The sequence below is a fragment of the Streptococcus infantis genome (assembly GCF_015546995.1).
Taxonomy (GTDB): Bacteria; Bacillota; Bacilli; order Lactobacillales; family Streptococcaceae; genus Streptococcus; species Streptococcus infantis_J.
In genome coordinates, this window is record NZ_JADMUH010000003.1 from 32,567 (window position 1) to 51,069 (window position 18,503).

Here is an 18,503-nt window from a genome sequence, read left to right on the forward strand (position 1 = left end):
CTCCTTATTTTCTACGTGTCTTCTTGTCGTCTGCGGCGTGACCTTTGTAAGTACGAGTTGGTGCAAATTCACCAAGCTTGTGACCTACCATGTCTTCTTGGATGTAAACAGGTACGTGTTTACGTCCATCATAAACTGCGATAGTGTAACCAATGAAACTTGGGAAGATCGTTGAACGACGTGACCAAGTTTTGATAACTTTTTTCTTTTCGTCGTTAGCTTGAGCTTCAACTTTTTTCATCAAATGCTCATCGACGAAAGGTCCTTTTTTAAGACTGCGTCCCATTTTTATATTTTCTCCTTTAAATATAGTACCACAGCGGCTTGCGCTCTCAACGAGCGCTACCGAGCTGGCGGAATTTCCTAGTTGCTTAAGCGACTAGTTTAAAATTATTTCTCGTTGCGACGACGAACGATAAGTTTGTCAGATTTCGCTTTCTTGTTACGAGTTTTAAGACCAAGAGCAGGTTTGCCCCATGGAGTTGATGGTGCTTTACGACCAACTGGTGCTTTACCTTCACCACCACCGTGTGGGTGATCGTTAGGGTTCATTACAGAACCACGAACTGTTGGGCGGATACCTTTCCAACGGCTACGTCCTGCTTTACCAAGGTTTACAAGTCCATGTTGTTCGTTTCCGACAACACCAACTGTTGCACGACAAGTTCCAAGAATCATACGAACTTCACCTGATTGAAGACGAACAAGAACGTATTTACCTTCTTGACCCAATACTTGAGCAGAAGCTCCAGCAGCACGTACTAATTCTCCACCACGACCTGGTTTCAATTCGATGTTGTGGATCAAAGTACCAACTGGGATGTTAGCAAGCGGAAGTGCGTTCCCGACTTTGATATCTGCTTCAGGACCTGAAACGATACGTTGACCAACTTCAAGACCTTTTGGAGCGATGATGTAAGCTTTCACACCGTCAGTGTAGTGTACAAGAGCGATGTTTGCAGAACGGTTTGGATCGTACTCGATAGTTTTAACAACTGCTTCAACGTTGTCTTTGTTACGTTTGAAGTCAACCAAACGGTAGAAACGTTTGTGTCCACCACCTTGGTGACGAACAGTGATACGACCGTTGTTGTTACGACCAGCCTTGTTCTTCAAAGCAACAAGCAAAGTTTTTTCTGGTGTGCTTGTTGTGATTTCAGCGAAATCCAAAGAAGTCATATTACGGCGACCGTTTGTTGTTGGTTTATAAACACGAATTCCCACGATATTTCCTCCTTAGATTATTCAGCTTCAGCAGCAAACAACTCGATTGCTTTTGAATCAGCTGTAAGAGTGATGATAGCTTTTTTAGTTTTGTTGGTAAAACCAGTGTAACGTCCAACACGTTTAGCTTTAGGTTTTACGTTGTTTGTGTTAACATTTGCAACTTTAACACCTTCGAAAGCAGCTTCAACAGCTTGCTTGATCAAAAGTTTGTGTGCGCGAGTGTCAACTTCAAATACATATTTCCCTGCTTCAAGTTGAGCCATTGAGCTTTCAGTGATTACAGGTTTTTTGATAACATCATACAAATTCATTATGCAAGAACCTCCTCGATTTTAGAGATAGCTGCTTGAGTAACAAGAAGTTTGTCACTATTTGCGATGTCAAGAACACTTGCAGTTGTAGCAGTCGCAACTTTCACGTTTGGAAGGTTACGAGCTGAGAGAGCTGCGAATTCGTTTCCTTCTTCAAGAATAACAAGGACTTTAGAATCGATGCTCAAAGCTGCAAGAACTTTTGCAAATTCAGCAGTTTTTGGAGCTGTAAATTCAAGAGAATCAACGGCTACAAATTTGTTTTCAGCAACTTTTTCTGAGTAAACAGATTTAAGCGCAAGGCGACGAACTTTTTGAGGAAGTTTGTACGCATAGCTACGTGGAGTTGGTCCGAAGACGATTCCACCACCACGCCATTGTGGAGAGCGGATAGAACCTTGACGAGCACGTCCAGTTCCTTTTTGACGCCATGGTTTGCGTCCGCCACCTGAAACAGCTGAGCGGTTTTTAACTGCGTGAGTCCCTTGACGAAGGCTAGCACGTTGGCTGATGATCACATCAAACACAACAGATTGGTTTGGTTCGATACCAAAAATTGCATCGTTAAGAACAACTTCGCCCGCTTGTTTACCAGTTTGGTCGAATAATGTTACATTTGCCATTTTGACTGTATTCCCCTTTCCTTATTATTTACCAGCTTTAACTGCTGACTTGATAGTGATAAGAGATTTCTTAGCACCTGGTACGTTACCTTTGATAAGGATAACGTTCTTTTCTGGAACAACTTGTACAACTTCAAGGTTTTGAATTGTTACGCGGTCGCCACCCATACGTCCTGCAAGGTTTTTACCTTTGAATACGCGGTTAGGTGCAACAGGTCCCATAGAACCTGGACGACGGTGGTAACGAGAACCGTGAGCCATAGGTCCACGTGATTGTCCGTGGCGTTTGATAACACCTTGGAAACCTTTACCTTTAGATGTACCAGTTACATCAACAATGTCTCCAGCTGCGAAAGTTTCAACTGTGATTTCAGCACCAACTTCCAAGCCTTCAACGTTTTTGAATTCACGAATGAAGCGCTTAGGAGCCGTGTTAGCTTTTGCTACATGTCCTTTAGCAGGTTTGTTGCTCAATACTTCGCGTTTGTCATCGAAACCAACTTGGATAGCGTTGTAACCATCTGTTTCAACAGTTTTAACTTGAAGAACAACGTTTGGAGTTGCTTCGATAACTGTTACAGGGATTAATTCGCCAGCTTCAGTGAAGATTTGAGTCATTCCCACTTTTTTCCCTAAGATTCCTTTTGTCATGAGAAAATAGTTCCTTTTCTATATTTTTTATTCAAAAAGTTTTTAACGAGCGTTTTTTATGCTCAAGGTATCAAGCTTTAAATTAAAGTTTGATTTCTACGTTTACACCACTTGGAAGATCCAATTTCATCAAAGCGTCAACTGTTTTTTGAGTTGGGTTGATGATGTCGATCAAACGTTTGTGTGTACGCATTTCGAATTGTTCGCGAGAATCTTTATATTTGTGAGTCGCACGAATGATTGTGTAGAGGCTACGCTCAGTTGGAAGTGGGATTGGACCCGCAACTTGTGCACCTGTACGAGTAGCTGATTCTACGATTTTTGCAGCCGCTGTATCAAGCGTACGGTGTTCGTAAGCTTTCAAACGGATACGGATTTTTTTGTTTGCCATCTTTTTCTCCTTTTCGTCTATTTAAGATAATAGGCTAGCTCCACAAGAAAACCGACGCGTGTTGCGTGGCAATGCAACCGAGCGTGTCGCAACCTCTTGCATCAAAGCTAAGGCTGTAATTTACAGCACCATAATAGAATAACACAAAGCCCCTGCGATTGCAAGGGATTTGACAGGATTTTTTTAATTTTTCGAATGAAACTGTTTTCTTATCGCTCCTTATCTCAAAAAAGCATAAATGAAGAGCAAATTTATATTTTTTCTTCTATATAATATTCGTTTTGATCTAAAATTTATCATTTGATTGATTTATCAAGATATCCGCTTTTGACTCGGTTTCTTTATAGTATTGCAGATACTGTTCTCGTCTCATTTGCTGACTAGCCAATATAAAGGATGCATCGCCATTTCTCACAGTCGTATCTCGAGCTAGACGCCTCTTTAATTCTGTCTCTTCATTCGTGTAGAAACAGATAGTTTTGTCAAAGAGTTCCTTTGGTAGAAAACCCACAGACATCCCTTCGACTATCAGAATTGGTTTTGATCCCGATAAGACCTCACTAGCCTTCCAAGGTTCTTCGATTGTCAAGACATCCATACCCGCTTGCAAGGCTAGAATGTCTCTCTGCAAACTTGCCAGTTCATGCGCCACTGGCAGACAGGCTGTCACCTTTTGATCAGGTGATTGCTTTGGTACTACCAGGTGACGTTCTGAGGTGATATAGGGATCTGTTTCTAGCAAATTTACTGTAGTAGAATCTAGGGCTTGATACAATTCCTGAGCGAAGGTTGATTTCCCTGAAGCCCCATGGCCGTAGATCCCCAGCGTTTTTACTTTTCCAGACTCTATTTCTGATACTAGTCTTTCTATTAAGTCTTTTTTCTTCATTCTCTCTTCACCTGTTCATAGCTTTCTTTCCCATCATTAAGCTTGTCCCAAATAACTACTTTTCCACTTTGCAGAGATTTTTGTACATCGATAATTCGTTGATTGGAAGAGCCACGGAATTGAAGCATGAGATTGCGCTTACTTTTATCATAGCGTCCATCGACCAGGATATCAATCAGCGACAAGAGTTCCAGTTTATCAGGTGTTTCCAACATCATTTCTTCCCATGTGTATCCAGTCCAAGACCAGATATCTTTTTCTGGCAATTCTTTCCGTATACGTTTCACGAGAGGCAAGAGGATTCCTGTATTTAGGAAGGGTTCTCCTCCTAATAAAGTCAAGCCTTGAACATAGGGTTGGGCTAAGTCTGCCATGATTTGTTCTTCCAATTCTGGCGTGTACGGAATCCCTGCATTAAAGGACCAGGTTGCTACGTTGTAACAGCCCTCACAGTGAAACATACAGCCTGCTACGTAAAGGGAATTGCGCACTCCTTCACCATCGACAAAGTTAAAAGCCTTGTAATCAATGATTCGACCTTGACTCAGTTCTTCACTTTTCCACTCGCCTGGTTTTGGTGTATTCCATGTCATTCTTCTACTCCAAGTCTATCCAATAGCGCTCCGTCCCGTTTCGAACATCCTCATAAACACCACCGTTAGCTAAAATAACAGCTCGACTGGCAGGATTTTCCGTGCTACAAGTCACTAACGCTTGTTTGATATTCTTTCCCTTAGCAACTTGCAGACCTTGTCGGAGGGACTCTTTGGCGTAGCCCTTGCCTCTTTCAGACGGTCGGATGGAATAACCAATGTGACCAGCATAATTCAGCAACCCCTCATTCAGTCTCAATCGCAGATTCAAAAATCCTAGAGCTCGACCTACAGCATCAAATGATACAAATTGAATAGAAGGAACACGATTTTCAGGCAAATTTATTCCCATTTCTTTATGCATATTTGTCTCCAACCACTCTTCGTAAACAAAATTCTCAGTATCCCAAAAGCCGCCATCGTGGGCTGATTGGCTCTTTTCAAACTCTGCCATCATCTCTAAAACTGTTTCTTTATCTGCTAATCTTGGTCTGCGTAGTATCATTTTTACCTCCAATTAAGAGAAAAGCGAGAGCGGACTCTCACTTTTTCTTATTTTTGTTTAAAAACTGTTCTCTAAGGCTAGCTACCCTGTCTTTTTTATTGACTCCACCCTTTGAATGTTTTTCGTGGAATCGTTGAACCAAGGCCTTGCCTTTATCATCTAATTGATATTTTCCCATACTATCTCTTTCTAATTTCTTACTTCATGTCCTGCTGTTTTGATAGTAGAACCGTTCATGTGTTTGACACGCGCAGCAATTTCCTTGTGGCGTCCATTAACCATCGGACGCGCTTGTGGGTTCCCAAGATAGCCACAGGTCCGTTTAACCACATCTACTGTTTTAGGATCGTTATTCCCACAGTTAGGACAAGCAAATCCTCTCTCTGTCGGTTCAAAATCTCCTTCAAAATCACACTTGTAGCAACGGTCAATCGGAGTATTGGTTCCTAGATAACCTACACGGTCGTAAGCATAATCCCACACAGCTTCCAAGGCCTTTGGATTTTGTTGGAGAACAGGATACTCGCAGTAGTGGATAAAGCCACCAGATGCACCCGCTTCTGGGTAGACTTTCTCAAAGTCCAATTTTTCAAAAGGTGTTGGATTTTTGCGGACATCATAATGGAAGGAATTTGTGTAGTATTCTTTATCTGTAATATCCGGAATAGAGCCGAATTTCTCCGTATCCAAGCGACAGAAACGATCTGTCAAACTTTCAGACGGTGTTGAATAGATAGAGAAATGGTAACCATATTGGTCAGACCATTCTTCTACTCGACGTTTCATATCGCGAATAATATCAAGGGTGAACTCTTTGGCTTCTGGATTATTTTCCCAATGATTACCAAAGAAGACTGTCGCCACCTCGTACAAGCCAATATAGCCCAGAGAAATAGTTGCACGACGATTCTTAAAGAGTTGATCAACACTTTCTTCTTTTCCAAGACGACGTCCGAAAGCTCCATATTGATAAAGAATTGGTGCATTAGCTGGAGTGGCTTCCTTGGTTCTGTCCACACGGTAAACCAAAGCATCTTCCGCGATATTCATGCGCTCGTTAAAGATTTCCCAGAACTTGTTCAGGTCGCCTTCGGATTCAAGGGCGATACGAGGAAGATTGACCGTCACGACTCCTAGGTTCATACGGCCCGAATTAACTTCTACTCCATTTTCATCCTTCCATCCTTGAAGGAATGAACGGCATCCCATCGGAACTTTGAAAGAACCAGTCAACTCGACAATCTTATCATAAGACAAGACATCTGGATACATACGCTTAGTTGCACACTCGAGAGCCAACTGCTTAATATCGTAGTTAGGTGAACCTTCCTCTAAGTTAAGACCTCTTTTAAGAGTAAAGATGAGTTTAGGGAAGATGGCTGTACGATGTTCTGAACCCAGCCCCTTGATACGAATATTCAGAATTGCCTTTTGAATTTCACGTTCAAAACGACTGGTTCCTAGACCGAAACCAAGAGAGGTAAATGGCGTTTGCCCATTTGATGTAAAGAGGGTATTAATCTCGTACTCTAGAGATTGCATGGCATCGTAGATGTCTTTTTGGGTTTTCTTCCAGGCATATTCTTGGCGTTTGTCAGGCAGAACCCATTCCTCCGCATCCTTGAGGTGCTTTTGGTAATTTTTCTCTGCATAAGGAGCCAAAACTTCATCAATACGGTCTGCTGAACAGCCCCCGTACTGGCTAGAAGCAACGTTTGCGATGATTTGTGAAATCTGTGCTGTCGCAGTTTGGATAGACTTGGGACTCTCTACCTCAGCATTTCCAATCTTAAAACCATTTTCCAACATGCCCTTGAAATCAATCAAACAGCAGTTGGTCATTGGAGTATAAGGACTATAGTCCAAATCATGATAGTGGATATCCCCTTTTTGATGGGCATTAGCCACATGTTTAGGAAGCATTTGAAGTCCGATGGATTTCCCAACAATCCCAGCCGTCAAATCACGCTGGGTATTAAAAACATCACTATCCTTATTGGCATTTTCATTGACAACCGCCTGATCTTTGTTAAGAAGTTTATGAATACTAAAGTTGATATCTGTCGCTTTTGAGCGCTCAAAATCCCTTTGAGTCCGATAGGTGATATACTCCTCGGCCAAGGCGTATTCTTTAGCTTCCAACAATTCGTGTTCTACGATATTTTGGATTTCATAGATTTTTACACCTTGTGGGAAACGGCTATGAATCTCTTCGACGATACGTTCAACTAGGGTACTAAGTCGTTTTTCAACCAAAGGGGTTACATCCATAACCTTTTCAGCAGCCTTATGAAGCGCTTTGTCAATCTTGTCTACATCAAAAATTACACGTCTGCCGTCACGCTTTTCGACGAATAAAGTCGGATCAGGGACAGCCTTCTCTTCCAATACAATCATATCCATACCCTTTTCTTAAATATAATATTGATTCTAAAAAGTATTATATCACTAAAAAAATAAAAATCAATATCTTGTGTTAAAAAATAAATTTTTTTTAAAATTACACAAGATATTGATAGTTTTTATTTTAATTTATAGAGTTTAAGATCTTTGAATTCACTTTGAACCGCTTGATAATTTTCAGCTAAAAGTTGCTCAACTTCTGTCCATAGACTTGTTTTTGTATTCACTACAATGATCTTTGGTTGATTATCTCTCAGATCATTAACAAGTTTGGTACGATTTGCATCAAGTCCTGTATGCAATCTAGGTGAAAGCAACTGACTCGCAGCTAAACGTTCACTAGCCTTATAGCTACTTGTCAGATTATCCCAAACATAGATACGATCTGTAGCTTGAGTTTCCCCTTTGACCTTAGTTTCGATGGCTGTACGTTCTTGATATAGTTCTGCATGAAGTAAATATCGTGATACTACAGGTGCTAAGAATAGGTAAGCAAGAGCTAAAATTGGTAGATAGACATTTCCTTTTACAAAGGCTCCCCATACCGAAGTTTCTTCTCTAGATCGTCTACGGCGATTCGCTCCTTCTGGTTTCTCTGTAGGAATTCGTGTCAGCAAAAGAAGCGATAAGAAAGGAAGGAACTCAATCATACGACTACCATGGATAAGATCTGTAGAAAAAATCTCTAAAATTAATACTAAAATGACAGCTATTGAAGCAGAGATTGATAAGACTGACTGTTTCAACGGTTTAGATTGGAAGAGACCTGTCAATGCAAACGTCAATGCTCCAAGAGCAATTGCTAACAATCCATAAAAGAGGATATTGTCGAGTAATCCCGAGTTAGACGTAAAGTTTAAACTATCTAATGGATAAAGGATTTGACTAATCGCATTTCCAAAGCTACCTTTATAAGCCGTATAATATCCGATTGGATAAAAGAGAATTGAAAAACCAAGGCCCGCTGCAAAAAATTGGTAGACACCATGAGCCAAATTTTTGCGACCAATATTAAAAGCTGTTACAGCAAAAAACAAGACAAAGGCGTACAAAGTTGTAACCAAAGGTGCAAAGAAAAATGCTAGAGCTAAGCTAGCTCCAATACGGATAAATCCTTTGTCAAGGCTTGGTTCTGCCAAATAAGATGTTACTAAACTTAAGGCATAAAACAAGAATGGGAGTGCAAGAATAGTTGCATAGCCTCCACCAAAACTAAGAGCACTAGCCAGGACATAAAAGACTGTCAATACTTGTTGCGATTGCTTATCTTGTCCAGTCAGATTGAAAGCAGAACGGAAAAGAAAGAATCCGGCACCTACTAAAGCCAACCAATTAAAGGCGGCAAACAAAATACTGCCCTTGGTTACATACTGTAAAAAGTAATAGAGGAGACCACTAGTTCCAAAATAATCTGTGTAGACATCTCCGCTCTGATGCATAGCCCATCCAATATAAAAATCCTGAGACTGTTCCGGACTTATTAACCCTAAGAAGAAGGGTAAAATTACGGACACAAGGACCACTAGAGTACTCAAAATGAGGATATTCAAAAATGGTAAGCGGGCAGGCTGACGAGTTTCAACCTCGAGTTGCTCCTCATTTTCTACTGGAGCATCCTGACTTCCCATCCAAGTTGGAGTTGGTTCGTCTTCTAATCTGCCATATACGTTCATTCGCTCTCTCCTATATTTTAATTTGTTCTAGTATATCAAAAAGTCTAGTTCTTGTCAGCCTTTGGCGGACGTTCGCTCAACTTTTCAGACAAGGCAACAAAGCGTTCAATCTCATAAAAACGATGATATGAAACTCTTTTATAGCGGTCTAAAAAATTTTTTTCTTCTACTGTTAGCATAGTCATTTCTCCTTTTCTCTTAATTCGAAAAATGAAGAAAAAACTAAAAAACTGAATTCCTCAATAGAGGATTCAGCATTTTGTTTTTAATCAACTTTTTTTTCTAAATTTTTTGAAATGCTTCGATTTTTACCTTCCAGATACACCATCAAAATAGAAATATCTGCTGGGTTTACTCCAGAAATACGGCTGGCTTGGCCGATGGTTTCTGGATTGATGAGTTTAAACTTCTGACGGGCTTCTGTCGCGATAGAGTCAATATCATCCCAATCGATGTTGGCCGGAATACGTTTTTCTTCCATGCGTTTCATCTTGGCAACCTGATCCATAGCTTTTGAGATGTAACCTTCGTACTTGATTTCTGTTTCAATCAATTCGATAATCTTGTCATCCAATTCTTCGGCAGCAGGTCCAATAAAGGCCACCACGTCTTGGTAAGAGACTTCTGGACGACGGAGAAACTCCTTGGCAGTGACTGCATCAGTCAATGGTTTGAAGCCCATTGCTTCAACCTTAGCGTTTGTTTCCTTGACTGGCTTGAGTTTGATGCTATCTAAACGCTTCATTTCATTTTCAAATTGATTTTTCTTGATTTCAAAACGAGCCCAACGTTCATCGTCAACAAGCCCAATCTCGCGCCCCATCTCAGTCAAACGCATATCAGCATTGTCATGACGGAGGATGAGTCGGTATTCTGCACGACTGGTCAAGAGACGGTAAGGTTCAATGGTTCCCTTGGTCACCAAGTCATCAATCATAACCCCGATATAGCCGTCACTGCGCTTCAAAATTAACTCAGGCTTACCTTGGATTTTCAGCGCTGCGTTGATACCCGCGATAATCCCTTGACCAGCAGCTTCTTCATATCCAGACGTTCCATTTGTCTGGCCAGCAGTGAAAAGTCCTGAGATTTTCTTGGTTTCAAGCGTTGCACGCAACTGATGAGGCAAGACCATGTCGTACTCGATAGCATAACCAGTTCGCATCATCTCTGCATTTTCCAAACCTTTGATGGAATGAACCAAATCACGTTGGACATCCTCAGGAAGACTGGTTGAGAGACCTTGCACATAAACTTCTTCTGTGTTTCGTCCTTCTGGTTCAAGGAAAAGCTGGTGACGTTCCTTGTCTGCAAAACGCACAATCTTGTCCTCAATCGACGGACAGTAACGAGGTCCCACTCCCTTAACCACACCTGTAAACATAGGCGCACGATGGAGGTTGTTTTGGATAATCTCATGACTGGTACCATTGGTGTAGGTTAACCAGCATGGAACTTGGTCTTTAACATAATCTTCATCGCGTGAAGTGTAAGAGAAGTGATTTGGTGTTTCATCTCCTGGCTGAATCTCTGTCACATCATAGTTGATAGAGGAAGCCTTGACACGTGGAGGCGTTCCTGTCTTGAAACGACCGATTTCAAGTCCAAGTTCCTTGAGATTGTCAGCAAGGTTTATAGAAGCTAGGCTGTGGTTTGGCCCTGATGAGTACTTGAGATCTCCGATGATGATTTCCCCACGGAGGGCTGTCCCTGTGGTCACGATAACAGCCTTGGCAGCATATTCCTGATGGGTAGCTGTACGAACACCGACAACCTTGCCTTCTTCCACCAAAATCTCATCAATCATAGTTTGACGAAGGGTTAGATTTTCTTGATTTTCAACCGTCTTGCGCATTTCCTTAGAGTAAAGTTCCTTATCAGCCTGCGCACGAAGGGCACGGACAGCTGGTCCCTTCCCAGTGTTGAGCATCTTCATCTGGATGTAAGTCTTGTCAATGGTCTTAGCCATTTCGCCACCAAGGGCATCTACCTCACGCACGACAATCCCCTTGGCAGAACCACCAATAGACGGATTACATGGCATGAAAGCCAACATTTCAATGTTGATAGTCGCAAGCAAGACCTTGCAGCCCATACGGCTCGCAGCTAGGGAAGCTTCGACCCCCGCATGTCCCGCACCGATTACAATAATATCGTATTCTTCCGTAAAATTATAAGTCATTTTCTCTCCTATTCTTCAAGGTGAATGTGTCTTAGTTGCCCGTCCCAATCTGGTAGGGCTGTTTTTAAAAAGGTTGGAACCAGCTGGATATTCTGGAGTTTATCCAAATCAATCCACTCACAGGGCTGCCTTTTATCATCTTCCTGCATGGTCAATGGGGCATCCTCAAGTAAGTCTACTAGAAAATGAAACTCGATGTTGTGATAGGAAACACCGTCCTGTTCAAAACGATTTTCAACCACGAAAGCTAGTGGCCCAGCTTGAGCTTTAACACCCAGTTCTTCCCTCACTTCGCGGACTACCGCGTCTTCCGTGCTTTCATTTACTTGGATCGCACCGCCAATAGTGTAATACTTGCCCTTATCTTTGGTGACTAGGAGCTTGCGGTTTTGAAGAATCAAAGCTGTCGCCCGAACGCCAAAAACCGTATTCCCCACTTTTGTCCGAAAGTCTTGCTGAGTCATTCTTGTCCTTTCCCTTAAACGACACAAAAACAGTCAAAACTCGTAAGAAGTGCAGGACAAAAAAGCCTGCAACATCCATGAGCTTTGACCATCATTTCTATTGCTTTTATTATTGTAGCAAATTGAGAACATTTGTCAATCTATATGTACTGACAAACCTTGCCATCACGGTAGGCATTGTCAATCAAACCACCACCGAGACACTCTTCACCGTCGTAAAAGACAACTGCCTGTCCTGGTGTGATGGCGCGTTGTGGTTCCACAAAAATAACTTCTGCCTTGTCTCCTTTGACATGAACAGTCACCTTGGAGTCAGGCTGACGGTAGCGGAATTTAGCCGTGCATTCGAGCGTAAATTCCTCTGGCATATCACGAGTAAAGTGGACCTGACTGGCTTCTAAGCTAGTTGACATCAGGGAATCATGGTAGAATCCTTGGCCTACATAGAGAATGTTCTGACTTAGGTCTTTTCCGACAACGAACCAAGGAGCATTGTCACCGCCGTGTTGTCCACCGATACCGAGTCCGCCACGCTGACCGATCGTATAGTACATCAGACCAGCATGCTCACCCATATCGCGACCATCCACAGTCATCATTCGACCAGGCTGAGCTGGTAAGTAGTTGCTGAGAAATTCTTTAAAGTTCTTTTCTCCGATAAAGCAAATCCCTGTCGAGTCTTTCTTCTTAGCAGTCGCAAGGCCTGCTTCTTCTGCTAGTCTGCGAACTTCAGGTTTTTCCAAATGTCCCAAAGGGAACATAGTCTTTTGGAGTTGTTCTTGTGAAAGTTGGCTGAGGAAGTAGGTCTGATCCTTGCCATTGTCCACGCCACGAAGCATGTGAACAATGCCATCCTCATCACGCGACACACGGGCATAGTGCCCAGTTGCCACATAGTCTGCACCCAAGGTCATGGCATAGTCCAAAAAGGCCTTGAACTTGATCTCCTTGTTACACATCACATCTGGATTTGGCGTGCGTCCTGCACGGTATTCCGCTAGGAAATACTCAAAAACGCGGTCCCAGTACTCTTTTTCAAAATTGACAGAGTAGTAAGGAATGCCAATCTGGTCTGCCACTGCAGCCACATCTTTATAATCTTCGGTCGCCGTACAGACGCCGTTTTCATCTGTGTCATCCCAGTTCTTCATGAAGATACCGATCACGTCGTAGCCCTGCTCCTTGAGCAAGAGAGCCGTCACCGACGAATCAACACCACCACTCATCCCCACGACAACACGTGTTTTAGAGTTATCACTCATGGTAGTTCTCCCATCTATTCGTTTATTCACGATTGAAGGTCGTGTTTGCTTAACGATTGAAGGTCGTTTGAGCAGTTTTCATTATAACATGCTTGGTTGGAGAAGACAAGGAAGAGGCTGATAAACCTAGCCGCCTCTTTTATAAATACATGAAGATAGGATACAAAAAAATCAATCCATTCCTAAATCTCTATTCTCTTTAAAAACTTATTTTTAAAATCAACTAAAAATGATATACTTTAATAAGGAGGAATGCGCACATGATTTCATATATACACCATCATCCATGTGCGTAGAACAAATGTGAACAACTACAAAGATATTCTAAAATCAAAAAATACTATTTTTATTATTACACTTATTGCAGGTATTGGACTTTTGACAGGCTTAGTCCTCCATCAAGAAAAAATCCAAGCAGAGAGAGGGAATGTTGCTCTCATCAAACAACAAAAAAATCAACAAGATGTCGAACAAGTAAAAAACGCCATTAAAGACTTTAATATTGATTCTGAAACCATTATAGAAGATTGGAAAAAAATTCAAGAATTAAAACCAACTACTGATGAAGGCAAAAAGACATTAGCAGACTTTCTCGCTTCTACTGCCGATAAAGTCACAAATCATTATAGTGAAAAAGCTTTGAAATTAGATATAAAGGATTCTGATAGCCAGTTTCAAGATAAACAAACACTTGAGACAGCCATCACTTCCTTGCAAAAAATAATAGACATCATTAAAAACATTAATTCTGCCAGCGACCAAGTTGCTCTTGAAGAAAAGACAAAACCAATTCAAGAACTCATCTCTAAATTCCAAAAACAAGTTGAAACCTTGACCAAAAAAGAAGAACAAAAGTCTAACCAGACTGAAACGACTAGTAACGTTCAGGGAGTAGACACCTACAATTCAGAAGATAGCAACTACACTCCAACCTACACTGAATCATATGGAAGCATTAATAACTCCCAAACATCTGCAACGGACCAATACTCAACCGGTAGTGCTAGCAGTGGAGGAGATAATGGTGCTAATACAGTAGGCCAAACAGCTGATTCTTCAGGTTCTCAATCAGAGTCTAATGACGATACAACCAGTTCGTCTAACTAATAATCTAGATGGCGAAATACCATAAACTTGTAAGCCCTCAACACCAATGTTTATAATGATCTCTCATCAAATGTAAACACACAAAAAGAGCCTTAAACGGCTCTTTTTTAGGGCTCTATGATATTTGTAGTAGGTAGATTCCCTATAGATATTATGGAGCCAATTATTGATAAAAACTTTAGTCATCTTCGTCTCTATAAAAATATTTTCTATACACCCTTGATAATATCAAAATTAATGCCCATATCGTACTAAGAGCTATAATAATAGAATTTATTGGATTTATTTCAGTATGTCCAATCACTAGTCCAATTATTGGACTAGTAGACATGCTTAGATATAATGAAAATGACAAAATATGATGTTGCTGCTGAATCTCTCAACTCTTTATCTTTACAATGGTGATAAGTTACTTTGCAAACAGCTTTGCTACACTCTCTTGGAGGAAGCAAAAATAAGCAGACAGTACGACACACTTGCGTTTTCCTATATTCGTATAGGCATTTGTACTAATGATGCTCAGTTGATACAAAATGGACTCTCCTTAGCTAAGCTAGTAAAAGATGAGCACTTACTAACAGATCTAGAGCGAGAAGTTGATATTTTTGTAAACAAAAAAAGAAAGTCATTGAGACTTCCTTTTTTATATCTTCTTAATACCAACCGTTGTTAAGCCAGAAGTTCTTAGCAGCTGTCCATGAACCGTAACGTCCTGAAACATAAGCGTCTGCTACACGTTCTTGGTTTTCAGCTGAGTAGTCGCCGTTCAAGTAAGAATCTGTCAATTGGTAACGTCCGATATAACGTCCGTTTGTAGCTGTGTAGCTACCTCCTGATTCTTTTTGAGCGATCCATTCTTTCGCTTCTGCTTCAGATCCGCTTACAGTTGCAGCTGGAGCTGAGTAGCTTTCTGCTGCTGCAGGTGCTGAAGCTGGAGCTTCGTAAGTTTCTTCATATGTAGTTTCTTCTACAACAGTTTCAGCAACTGCTGGAGTTTCTTCAACTTCTGCTACAGGTGCTACAGGTGCTTCTGTTGTTGTAGTTTCAGCAACTGGAGCTGCCCCATCGATAACCAATACTTGGTCAATAAAGATAAGGTCAACATTTTTAATGTTGTTCAATTTAGCTAATTTTTCAACTGTTGTGTTGTATGTCTCAGCAATTTCTGAAAGAGTATCTCCAGGTTTAACTGTATAAGTTTTTGTTTCTTGTGCAAAAGTAAGTGATGGTGCAAGGAAAGCAAGTACAACTGCAAATCCTGCAAGTTTAGTCTTAGTGTTTAATTTCATTTAAAAAAGTTCTCCTTTTTTCTTATACTACCATGATACCTTTCTAATGTTACTATTTGTTAACGAATTTGTGTAGAAATGTTACAAAACTGTGATTTATTTACTTAAAAAAGCCACTTTTTGTTACAAAACCCTTGTTATAAAAGCTTTTTAATCTTTTTATATATTTCAGAAAGTAATTAAGCACTTACATCTAATCTTTGCTATAATAGAAGTAAGAATCTTTTTAAGGGGAAACAGATGCAATCACTTCGTTTTCAATCTGTCTTTGATATCATTGGACCAGTCATGATTGGGCCATCTAGTAGTCACACGGCAGGAGCTGTTCGTATCGGTAAAATCGTTTCATCTATCTTTGATGATACTCCAACTGAGGTTGAATTCCAGCTTTTTAACTCTTTTGCAAAAACCTATCGTGGACACGGGACAGACCTTGCCCTTGTAGCTGGTATTTTGGGAATGGATACGGATGATCCTGAAATTCCAAATAGTTTAGAAATTGCCCATAAGCGTGGCATTAAAATCGTGTGGACCATCCAAAAGGACAGTAATGCTCCCCACCCAAATACTACGAAAATCACTGTTAAGAACGATCATAAGACTATCAGTGTAACAGGGATTTCAATCGGCGGTGGAAATATCCAGGTGACAGAATTAAATGGTTTTGCCGTATCTCTCAACATGAACACCCCTACCATCATCATCGTTCATCAGGATGTCCCTGGTATGATTGCTCACGTAACAGAGGCCTTGTCACGCTTCGGCATCAACATCGCCCAAATGAATGTAACTCGAGAAAAAGCTGGCGAGAAAGCCATCATGATTATCGAAGTTGATAGTCGTAACTGCGAAGAATCTATCGAAGAGATTCGTAAAATTCCTCATTTGCACAATGTCAATTTCTTTCAATAGGAGAAAATATGTTTTACTCTATCAAAGAATTAGTCGAACTAGCCGAACTTGACTTCCAAGGAAATGTTGCTGAGCTCATGATTAGGACTGAGTATGAGCTAACTGGTCGTGAGCGTGAGGAAGTTCTTCTCCTCATGGAACGTAACCTCGAAGTCATGAAAGCTTCCGTCGAGCTTGGTCTCAGCGAAAAGAAATCTCGTAGCGGTTTGACTGGTGGTGATGCAGCTAAGCTCGACCACTACATCAAAAAAGGAAAGACCTTATCAGACTTCACTGTCTTGTCTGCCGCCCGTAACGCCATTGCTGTTAATGAGCACAATGCCAAGATGGGCCTTGTGTGTGCGACACCAACCGCAGGTAGCGCAGGCTGTCTTCCTGCAGTTCTCACATCTGCTATTCAAAAGTTAGATTTAACGCATGAACAACAACTAGATTTTCTCTTTGCTGCTGGTGCTTTTGGGCTCGTCATTGCTAATAACGCTTCTATCTCGGGAGCTGAAGGAGGCTGTCAAGCCGAAGTTGGATCTGCCTCTGCCATGAGCGCTGCTGCCCTAACTCTAGCTGCAGGTGGAACTCCTTATCAAGCGAGCCAGGCTATTGCCTTCGTTATCAAAAACATGCTGGGTCTTATCTGCGATCCCGTTGCAGGTTTGGTTGAAGTCCCATGTGTTAAGCGTAATGCCATGGGAGCAAGCTTCGCCTTCATCGCAGCTGATATGGCTTTAGCTGGTATTGAATCAAAAATCCCAGTTGACGAAGTCATTGATGCCATGTACCAAGTAGGCTCTAGCCTCCCAACTGCCTTTCGTGAAACTGCCGAAGGTGGTCTCGCTGCCACACCGACAGGTCGTCGCCTTCAAAAAGAAATCTTCGGCGAATAATTTCAAGATTACTAGGAGAATCAATGTCATCCTTATCAGCCATCTTTTTTGATCTAGATGGAACCCTTGTGGACAGCTCTATCGGCATTCACAATGGCTTCACCTATACTTTTGAACAACTGGGAGTCCCTAGTCCAGACGCAAAAACCATCCGTGGTTTTATGGGGCCACCATTGGAAACTAGTTTCGCTAGTTGCTTACCAACTGAGCAGATTGAGTCAGCTATCCAGCTTTATCGCTCCTATTATAAGGAAAAAGGAGTTTACGAAGCCCAGCTCTTTCCACAAATCAAGGAACTACTCACTGAACTAGCTCAACAATATCCTCTCTATATCACGACAACAAAAAATACTCCGACAGCAGTCCATATGACAGCTAATTTTGAAATCGATCATTTCTTTGACGGCATCTATGGTTCAAGTCCTCAAGCAGTGCGTAAGGCAGATGTCATTCGTCAAGCTTTGGCAACTCATAAATTGGACCCAGAAAAAGTGGTCCTTATCGGAGATACTAAGTTTGATATGATTGGCGCCCAAGAAACTGGCATTAAAAAACTAGCTGTTACTTGGGGATTTGGTGAAGAGGAAGAGCTACTGACCTATCAACCTGACTGGGTCGTACATCAGCCAGCAGACATTTTACGTCAACTATAATTGAAATCCTAAACAAAAAACACTCCAATTAAATTGGAGTGTTTTTAAATTTGTGCTTGCTTTGATCTGTCATTTATTAGTTAGTTACTTCCTTGGTTGGCATTGCCAGCAGGACTAAAAGAATAAATCCTCCCATTGGAGCGAAAGCGAGAAAAATGAAGGCCCAGTGAAAGCCTGCGTCACGTAAACGACGAACTCTTAGAGCGATACTCGGTATGAATATCACTAAATAAAAAATGATATAAAAACTCAGAATTCCCACACTTGCGATAGGGTCTGCTACTTCTTCTTCAGTGAAGACAGCCTGAAAATAGGTAATATAAAGAGGAATGGATAAAACACTGTTCATTATCCAAACCCACCAAAAATCCGGACGCGTTGAACGGCCTGTGAAATCTAAAAACCCTTTAAAGAAATTTTTATAAGCGTTAATCATAGGATACTCCGTATTAGATCTTAAACAAGGCATGAGAACTACTAGACAAGA

23 protein-coding genes are annotated in these 18,503 nt (G+C 41.3%); 4 read left to right on the top strand and 19 right to left on the bottom strand.

Annotated elements, in window-relative coordinates; genetic code table 11:
• Positions 1-4 precede the first annotated feature (4 nt).
• From rpsS to mnmA, 16 genes are all read right to left on the bottom strand, one after another.
• Positions 5-286, bottom strand: coding sequence for a 30S ribosomal protein S19 (rpsS, locus tag I1J71_RS01820; protein WP_000533766.1), 282 nt, complete (start codon positions 284-286; stop codon positions 5-7).
• Between the two features lie 104 nt (positions 287-390).
• Positions 391-1,224 carry a 50S ribosomal protein L2 gene (rplB, locus tag I1J71_RS01825; protein WP_006144707.1) on the bottom strand — a complete coding sequence of 278 codons (834 nt, stop codon included), beginning with the start codon at positions 1,222-1,224 and terminating at the stop codon, positions 391-393.
• 17 nt (positions 1,225-1,241) lie between these two features.
• Complete coding sequence (locus I1J71_RS01830; RefSeq protein WP_195183504.1) at positions 1,242-1,538, bottom strand: 50S ribosomal protein L23; 297 nt, start codon at positions 1,536-1,538, stop codon at positions 1,242-1,244.
• Positions 1,538-2,161 carry a 50S ribosomal protein L4 gene (gene rplD, locus I1J71_RS01835; RefSeq protein WP_000024549.1) on the bottom strand — a complete coding sequence of 208 codons (624 nt, stop codon included), beginning with the start codon at positions 2,159-2,161 and terminating at the stop codon, positions 1,538-1,540. Before rplD ends, I1J71_RS01830 begins: the two co-directional genes overlap by 1 nt.
• A gap of 24 nt (positions 2,162-2,185) precedes the next feature.
• On the bottom strand, positions 2,186-2,812 hold the full coding sequence (gene rplC / locus I1J71_RS01840) for a 50S ribosomal protein L3 (protein WP_004251088.1): 627 nt from the start codon (positions 2,810-2,812) through the stop codon (positions 2,186-2,188).
• 82 nt (positions 2,813-2,894) lie between these two features.
• Positions 2,895-3,203 (bottom strand): 30S ribosomal protein S10, encoded by a 309-nt coding sequence (gene rpsJ, locus I1J71_RS01845; protein ID WP_003009585.1) that lies wholly within the window; start codon positions 3,201-3,203, stop codon positions 2,895-2,897.
• Between the two features lie 286 nt (positions 3,204-3,489).
• Positions 3,490-4,092 (bottom strand): uridine kinase family protein, encoded by a 603-nt coding sequence (locus tag I1J71_RS01850; RefSeq protein ID WP_195183505.1) that lies wholly within the window; start codon positions 4,090-4,092, stop codon positions 3,490-3,492.
• Positions 4,089-4,685, bottom strand: coding sequence for an anaerobic ribonucleoside-triphosphate reductase activating protein (nrdG, locus tag I1J71_RS01855; protein ID WP_045613165.1), 597 nt, complete (start codon positions 4,683-4,685; stop codon positions 4,089-4,091). Before nrdG ends, I1J71_RS01850 begins: the two co-directional genes overlap by 4 nt.
• 4 nt (positions 4,686-4,689) lie before the next feature.
• The gene (locus I1J71_RS01860) at positions 4,690-5,190 is read right to left on the bottom strand and encodes a GNAT family N-acetyltransferase (protein WP_195183506.1); all 501 of its coding nucleotides are present in this window, start codon (positions 5,188-5,190) and stop codon (positions 4,690-4,692) included.
• 37 nt (positions 5,191-5,227) lie between these two features.
• Positions 5,228-5,368 carry a hypothetical protein gene (locus I1J71_RS01865; protein WP_000521611.1) on the bottom strand — a complete coding sequence of 47 codons (141 nt, stop codon included), beginning with the start codon at positions 5,366-5,368 and terminating at the stop codon, positions 5,228-5,230.
• An 11-nt stretch (positions 5,369-5,379) separates the two neighbouring features.
• Positions 5,380-7,587 (bottom strand): anaerobic ribonucleoside-triphosphate reductase, encoded by a 2,208-nt coding sequence (gene nrdD / locus I1J71_RS01870; RefSeq protein ID WP_195183556.1) that lies wholly within the window; start codon positions 7,585-7,587, stop codon positions 5,380-5,382.
• A 125-nt stretch (positions 7,588-7,712) separates the two neighbouring features.
• Entirely contained in the window at positions 7,713-9,266 is a 1,554-nt protein-coding gene (locus I1J71_RS01875; RefSeq protein WP_195183507.1) for a damage-inducible protein CinA, read from the bottom strand.
• A gap of 44 nt (positions 9,267-9,310) precedes the next feature.
• Positions 9,311-9,445 (bottom strand): hypothetical protein, encoded by a 135-nt coding sequence (locus I1J71_RS08670; RefSeq protein ID WP_006149026.1) that lies wholly within the window; start codon positions 9,443-9,445, stop codon positions 9,311-9,313.
• An 86-nt stretch (positions 9,446-9,531) separates the two neighbouring features.
• Entirely contained in the window at positions 9,532-11,448 is a 1,917-nt protein-coding gene (gene mnmG, locus I1J71_RS01880; RefSeq protein WP_195183508.1) for a tRNA uridine-5-carboxymethylaminomethyl(34) synthesis enzyme MnmG, read from the bottom strand.
• Positions 11,449-11,456: 8 nt separating this feature from the next.
• A complete protein-coding gene (locus tag I1J71_RS01885) occupies positions 11,457-11,912 on the bottom strand; it encodes an NUDIX hydrolase (protein WP_195183509.1) in 456 nt (151 codons plus the stop codon).
• 140 nt (positions 11,913-12,052) lie between these two features.
• The gene (mnmA, locus tag I1J71_RS01890; protein ID WP_195183510.1) at positions 12,053-13,174 is read right to left on the bottom strand and encodes a tRNA 2-thiouridine(34) synthase MnmA; all 1,122 of its coding nucleotides are present in this window, start codon (positions 13,172-13,174) and stop codon (positions 12,053-12,055) included.
• A 303-nt stretch (positions 13,175-13,477) separates the two neighbouring features.
• Here mnmA and I1J71_RS01895 point away from each other — a divergent pair, with 303 nt between their 5' ends.
• The gene (locus I1J71_RS01895) at positions 13,478-14,281 is read left to right on the top strand and encodes a hypothetical protein (RefSeq protein WP_195183511.1); all 804 of its coding nucleotides are present in this window, start codon (positions 13,478-13,480) and stop codon (positions 14,279-14,281) included.
• A 178-nt stretch (positions 14,282-14,459) separates the two neighbouring features.
• On the opposite strand, the gene I1J71_RS08705 is transcribed toward I1J71_RS01895, so the two are convergent.
• Together I1J71_RS08705 and I1J71_RS01900 are read right to left on the bottom strand one after the other, a co-directional pair.
• The gene (locus tag I1J71_RS08705; RefSeq protein WP_416385342.1) at positions 14,460-14,657 is read right to left on the bottom strand and encodes a hypothetical protein; all 198 of its coding nucleotides are present in this window, start codon (positions 14,655-14,657) and stop codon (positions 14,460-14,462) included.
• 277 nt (positions 14,658-14,934) lie between these two features.
• Complete coding sequence (locus I1J71_RS01900) at positions 14,935-15,570, bottom strand: LysM peptidoglycan-binding domain-containing protein (RefSeq protein ID WP_195183512.1); 636 nt, start codon at positions 15,568-15,570, stop codon at positions 14,935-14,937.
• A gap of 240 nt (positions 15,571-15,810) precedes the next feature.
• On the opposite strand from I1J71_RS01900, the gene sdaAB reads away from it, so the two are divergent.
• Genes sdaAB through I1J71_RS01915 form a run of 3 tightly spaced genes read left to right on the top strand, consistent with a single transcriptional unit; the run spans position 15,811 to position 18,016 of the window.
• Positions 15,811-16,482: an L-serine ammonia-lyase, iron-sulfur-dependent subunit beta gene (gene sdaAB, locus I1J71_RS01905; RefSeq protein ID WP_195183513.1), complete on the top strand. Its 672-nt coding sequence runs from the start codon at positions 15,811-15,813 to the stop codon at positions 16,480-16,482.
• 8 nt (positions 16,483-16,490) lie between these two features.
• Complete coding sequence (gene sdaAA, locus I1J71_RS01910) at positions 16,491-17,363, top strand: L-serine ammonia-lyase, iron-sulfur-dependent, subunit alpha (protein WP_195183514.1); 873 nt, start codon at positions 16,491-16,493, stop codon at positions 17,361-17,363.
• Positions 17,364-17,386: 23 nt separating this feature from the next.
• Positions 17,387-18,016: an HAD family hydrolase gene (locus I1J71_RS01915; protein WP_195183515.1), complete on the top strand. Its 630-nt coding sequence runs from the start codon at positions 17,387-17,389 to the stop codon at positions 18,014-18,016.
• Positions 18,017-18,092: 76 nt separating this feature from the next.
• On the opposite strand, the gene I1J71_RS01920 is transcribed toward I1J71_RS01915, so the two are convergent.
• Positions 18,093-18,452 carry a DUF805 domain-containing protein gene (locus I1J71_RS01920; protein ID WP_195183516.1) on the bottom strand — a complete coding sequence of 120 codons (360 nt, stop codon included), beginning with the start codon at positions 18,450-18,452 and terminating at the stop codon, positions 18,093-18,095.
• Positions 18,453-18,503: the final 51 nt, after the last annotated feature.

Excerpts from the sequence above, each read along its gene's own strand:
- nrdG (WP_045613165.1), bottom strand. The coding sequence starts at position 4,685 with ATGACATGGAATACACCAAAACCAGGCGAGTGGAAAAGTGAAGAACTG.
- nrdD (WP_195183556.1), bottom strand. The coding sequence starts at position 7,587 with ATGATTGTATTGGAAGAGAAGGCTGTCCCTGATCCGACTTTATTCGTC.
- I1J71_RS01900 (WP_195183512.1), bottom strand. The coding sequence starts at position 15,570 with ATGAAATTAAACACTAAGACTAAACTTGCAGGATTTGCAGTTGTACTT.
- I1J71_RS01875 (WP_195183507.1), bottom strand. The coding sequence starts at position 9,266 with ATGAACGTATATGGCAGATTAGAAGACGAACCAACTCCAACTTGGATG.
- I1J71_RS01850 (WP_195183505.1), bottom strand. The coding sequence starts at position 4,092 with ATGAAGAAAAAAGACTTAATAGAAAGACTAGTATCAGAAATAGAGTCT.
- rplC (WP_004251088.1), bottom strand. The coding sequence starts at position 2,812 with ATGACAAAAGGAATCTTAGGGAAAAAAGTGGGAATGACTCAAATCTTC.
- rpsJ (WP_003009585.1), bottom strand. The coding sequence starts at position 3,203 with ATGGCAAACAAAAAAATCCGTATCCGTTTGAAAGCTTACGAACACCGT.
- sdaAA (WP_195183514.1), top strand. The coding sequence starts at position 16,491 with ATGTTTTACTCTATCAAAGAATTAGTCGAACTAGCCGAACTTGACTTC.
- sdaAB (WP_195183513.1), top strand. The coding sequence starts at position 15,811 with ATGCAATCACTTCGTTTTCAATCTGTCTTTGATATCATTGGACCAGTC.
- I1J71_RS01885 (WP_195183509.1), bottom strand. The coding sequence starts at position 11,912 with ATGACTCAGCAAGACTTTCGGACAAAAGTGGGGAATACGGTTTTTGGC.
- I1J71_RS01915 (WP_195183515.1), top strand. The coding sequence starts at position 17,387 with ATGTCATCCTTATCAGCCATCTTTTTTGATCTAGATGGAACCCTTGTG.
- I1J71_RS01830 (WP_195183504.1), bottom strand. The coding sequence starts at position 1,538 with ATGAATTTGTATGATGTTATCAAAAAACCTGTAATCACTGAAAGCTCA.
- rplD (WP_000024549.1), bottom strand. The coding sequence starts at position 2,161 with ATGGCAAATGTAACATTATTCGACCAAACTGGTAAACAAGCGGGCGAA.
- I1J71_RS01920 (WP_195183516.1), bottom strand. The coding sequence starts at position 18,452 with ATGATTAACGCTTATAAAAATTTCTTTAAAGGGTTTTTAGATTTCACA.
- rpsS (WP_000533766.1), bottom strand. The coding sequence starts at position 286 with ATGGGACGCAGTCTTAAAAAAGGACCTTTCGTCGATGAGCATTTGATG.
- mnmG (WP_195183508.1), bottom strand. The coding sequence starts at position 11,448 with ATGACTTATAATTTTACGGAAGAATACGATATTATTGTAATCGGTGCG.
- I1J71_RS01860 (WP_195183506.1), bottom strand. The coding sequence starts at position 5,190 with ATGATACTACGCAGACCAAGATTAGCAGATAAAGAAACAGTTTTAGAG.
- I1J71_RS01865 (WP_000521611.1), bottom strand. The coding sequence starts at position 5,368 with ATGGGAAAATATCAATTAGATGATAAAGGCAAGGCCTTGGTTCAACGA.
- mnmA (WP_195183510.1), bottom strand. The coding sequence starts at position 13,174 with ATGAGTGATAACTCTAAAACACGTGTTGTCGTGGGGATGAGTGGTGGT.
- I1J71_RS08670 (WP_006149026.1), bottom strand. The coding sequence starts at position 9,445 with ATGCTAACAGTAGAAGAAAAAAATTTTTTAGACCGCTATAAAAGAGTT.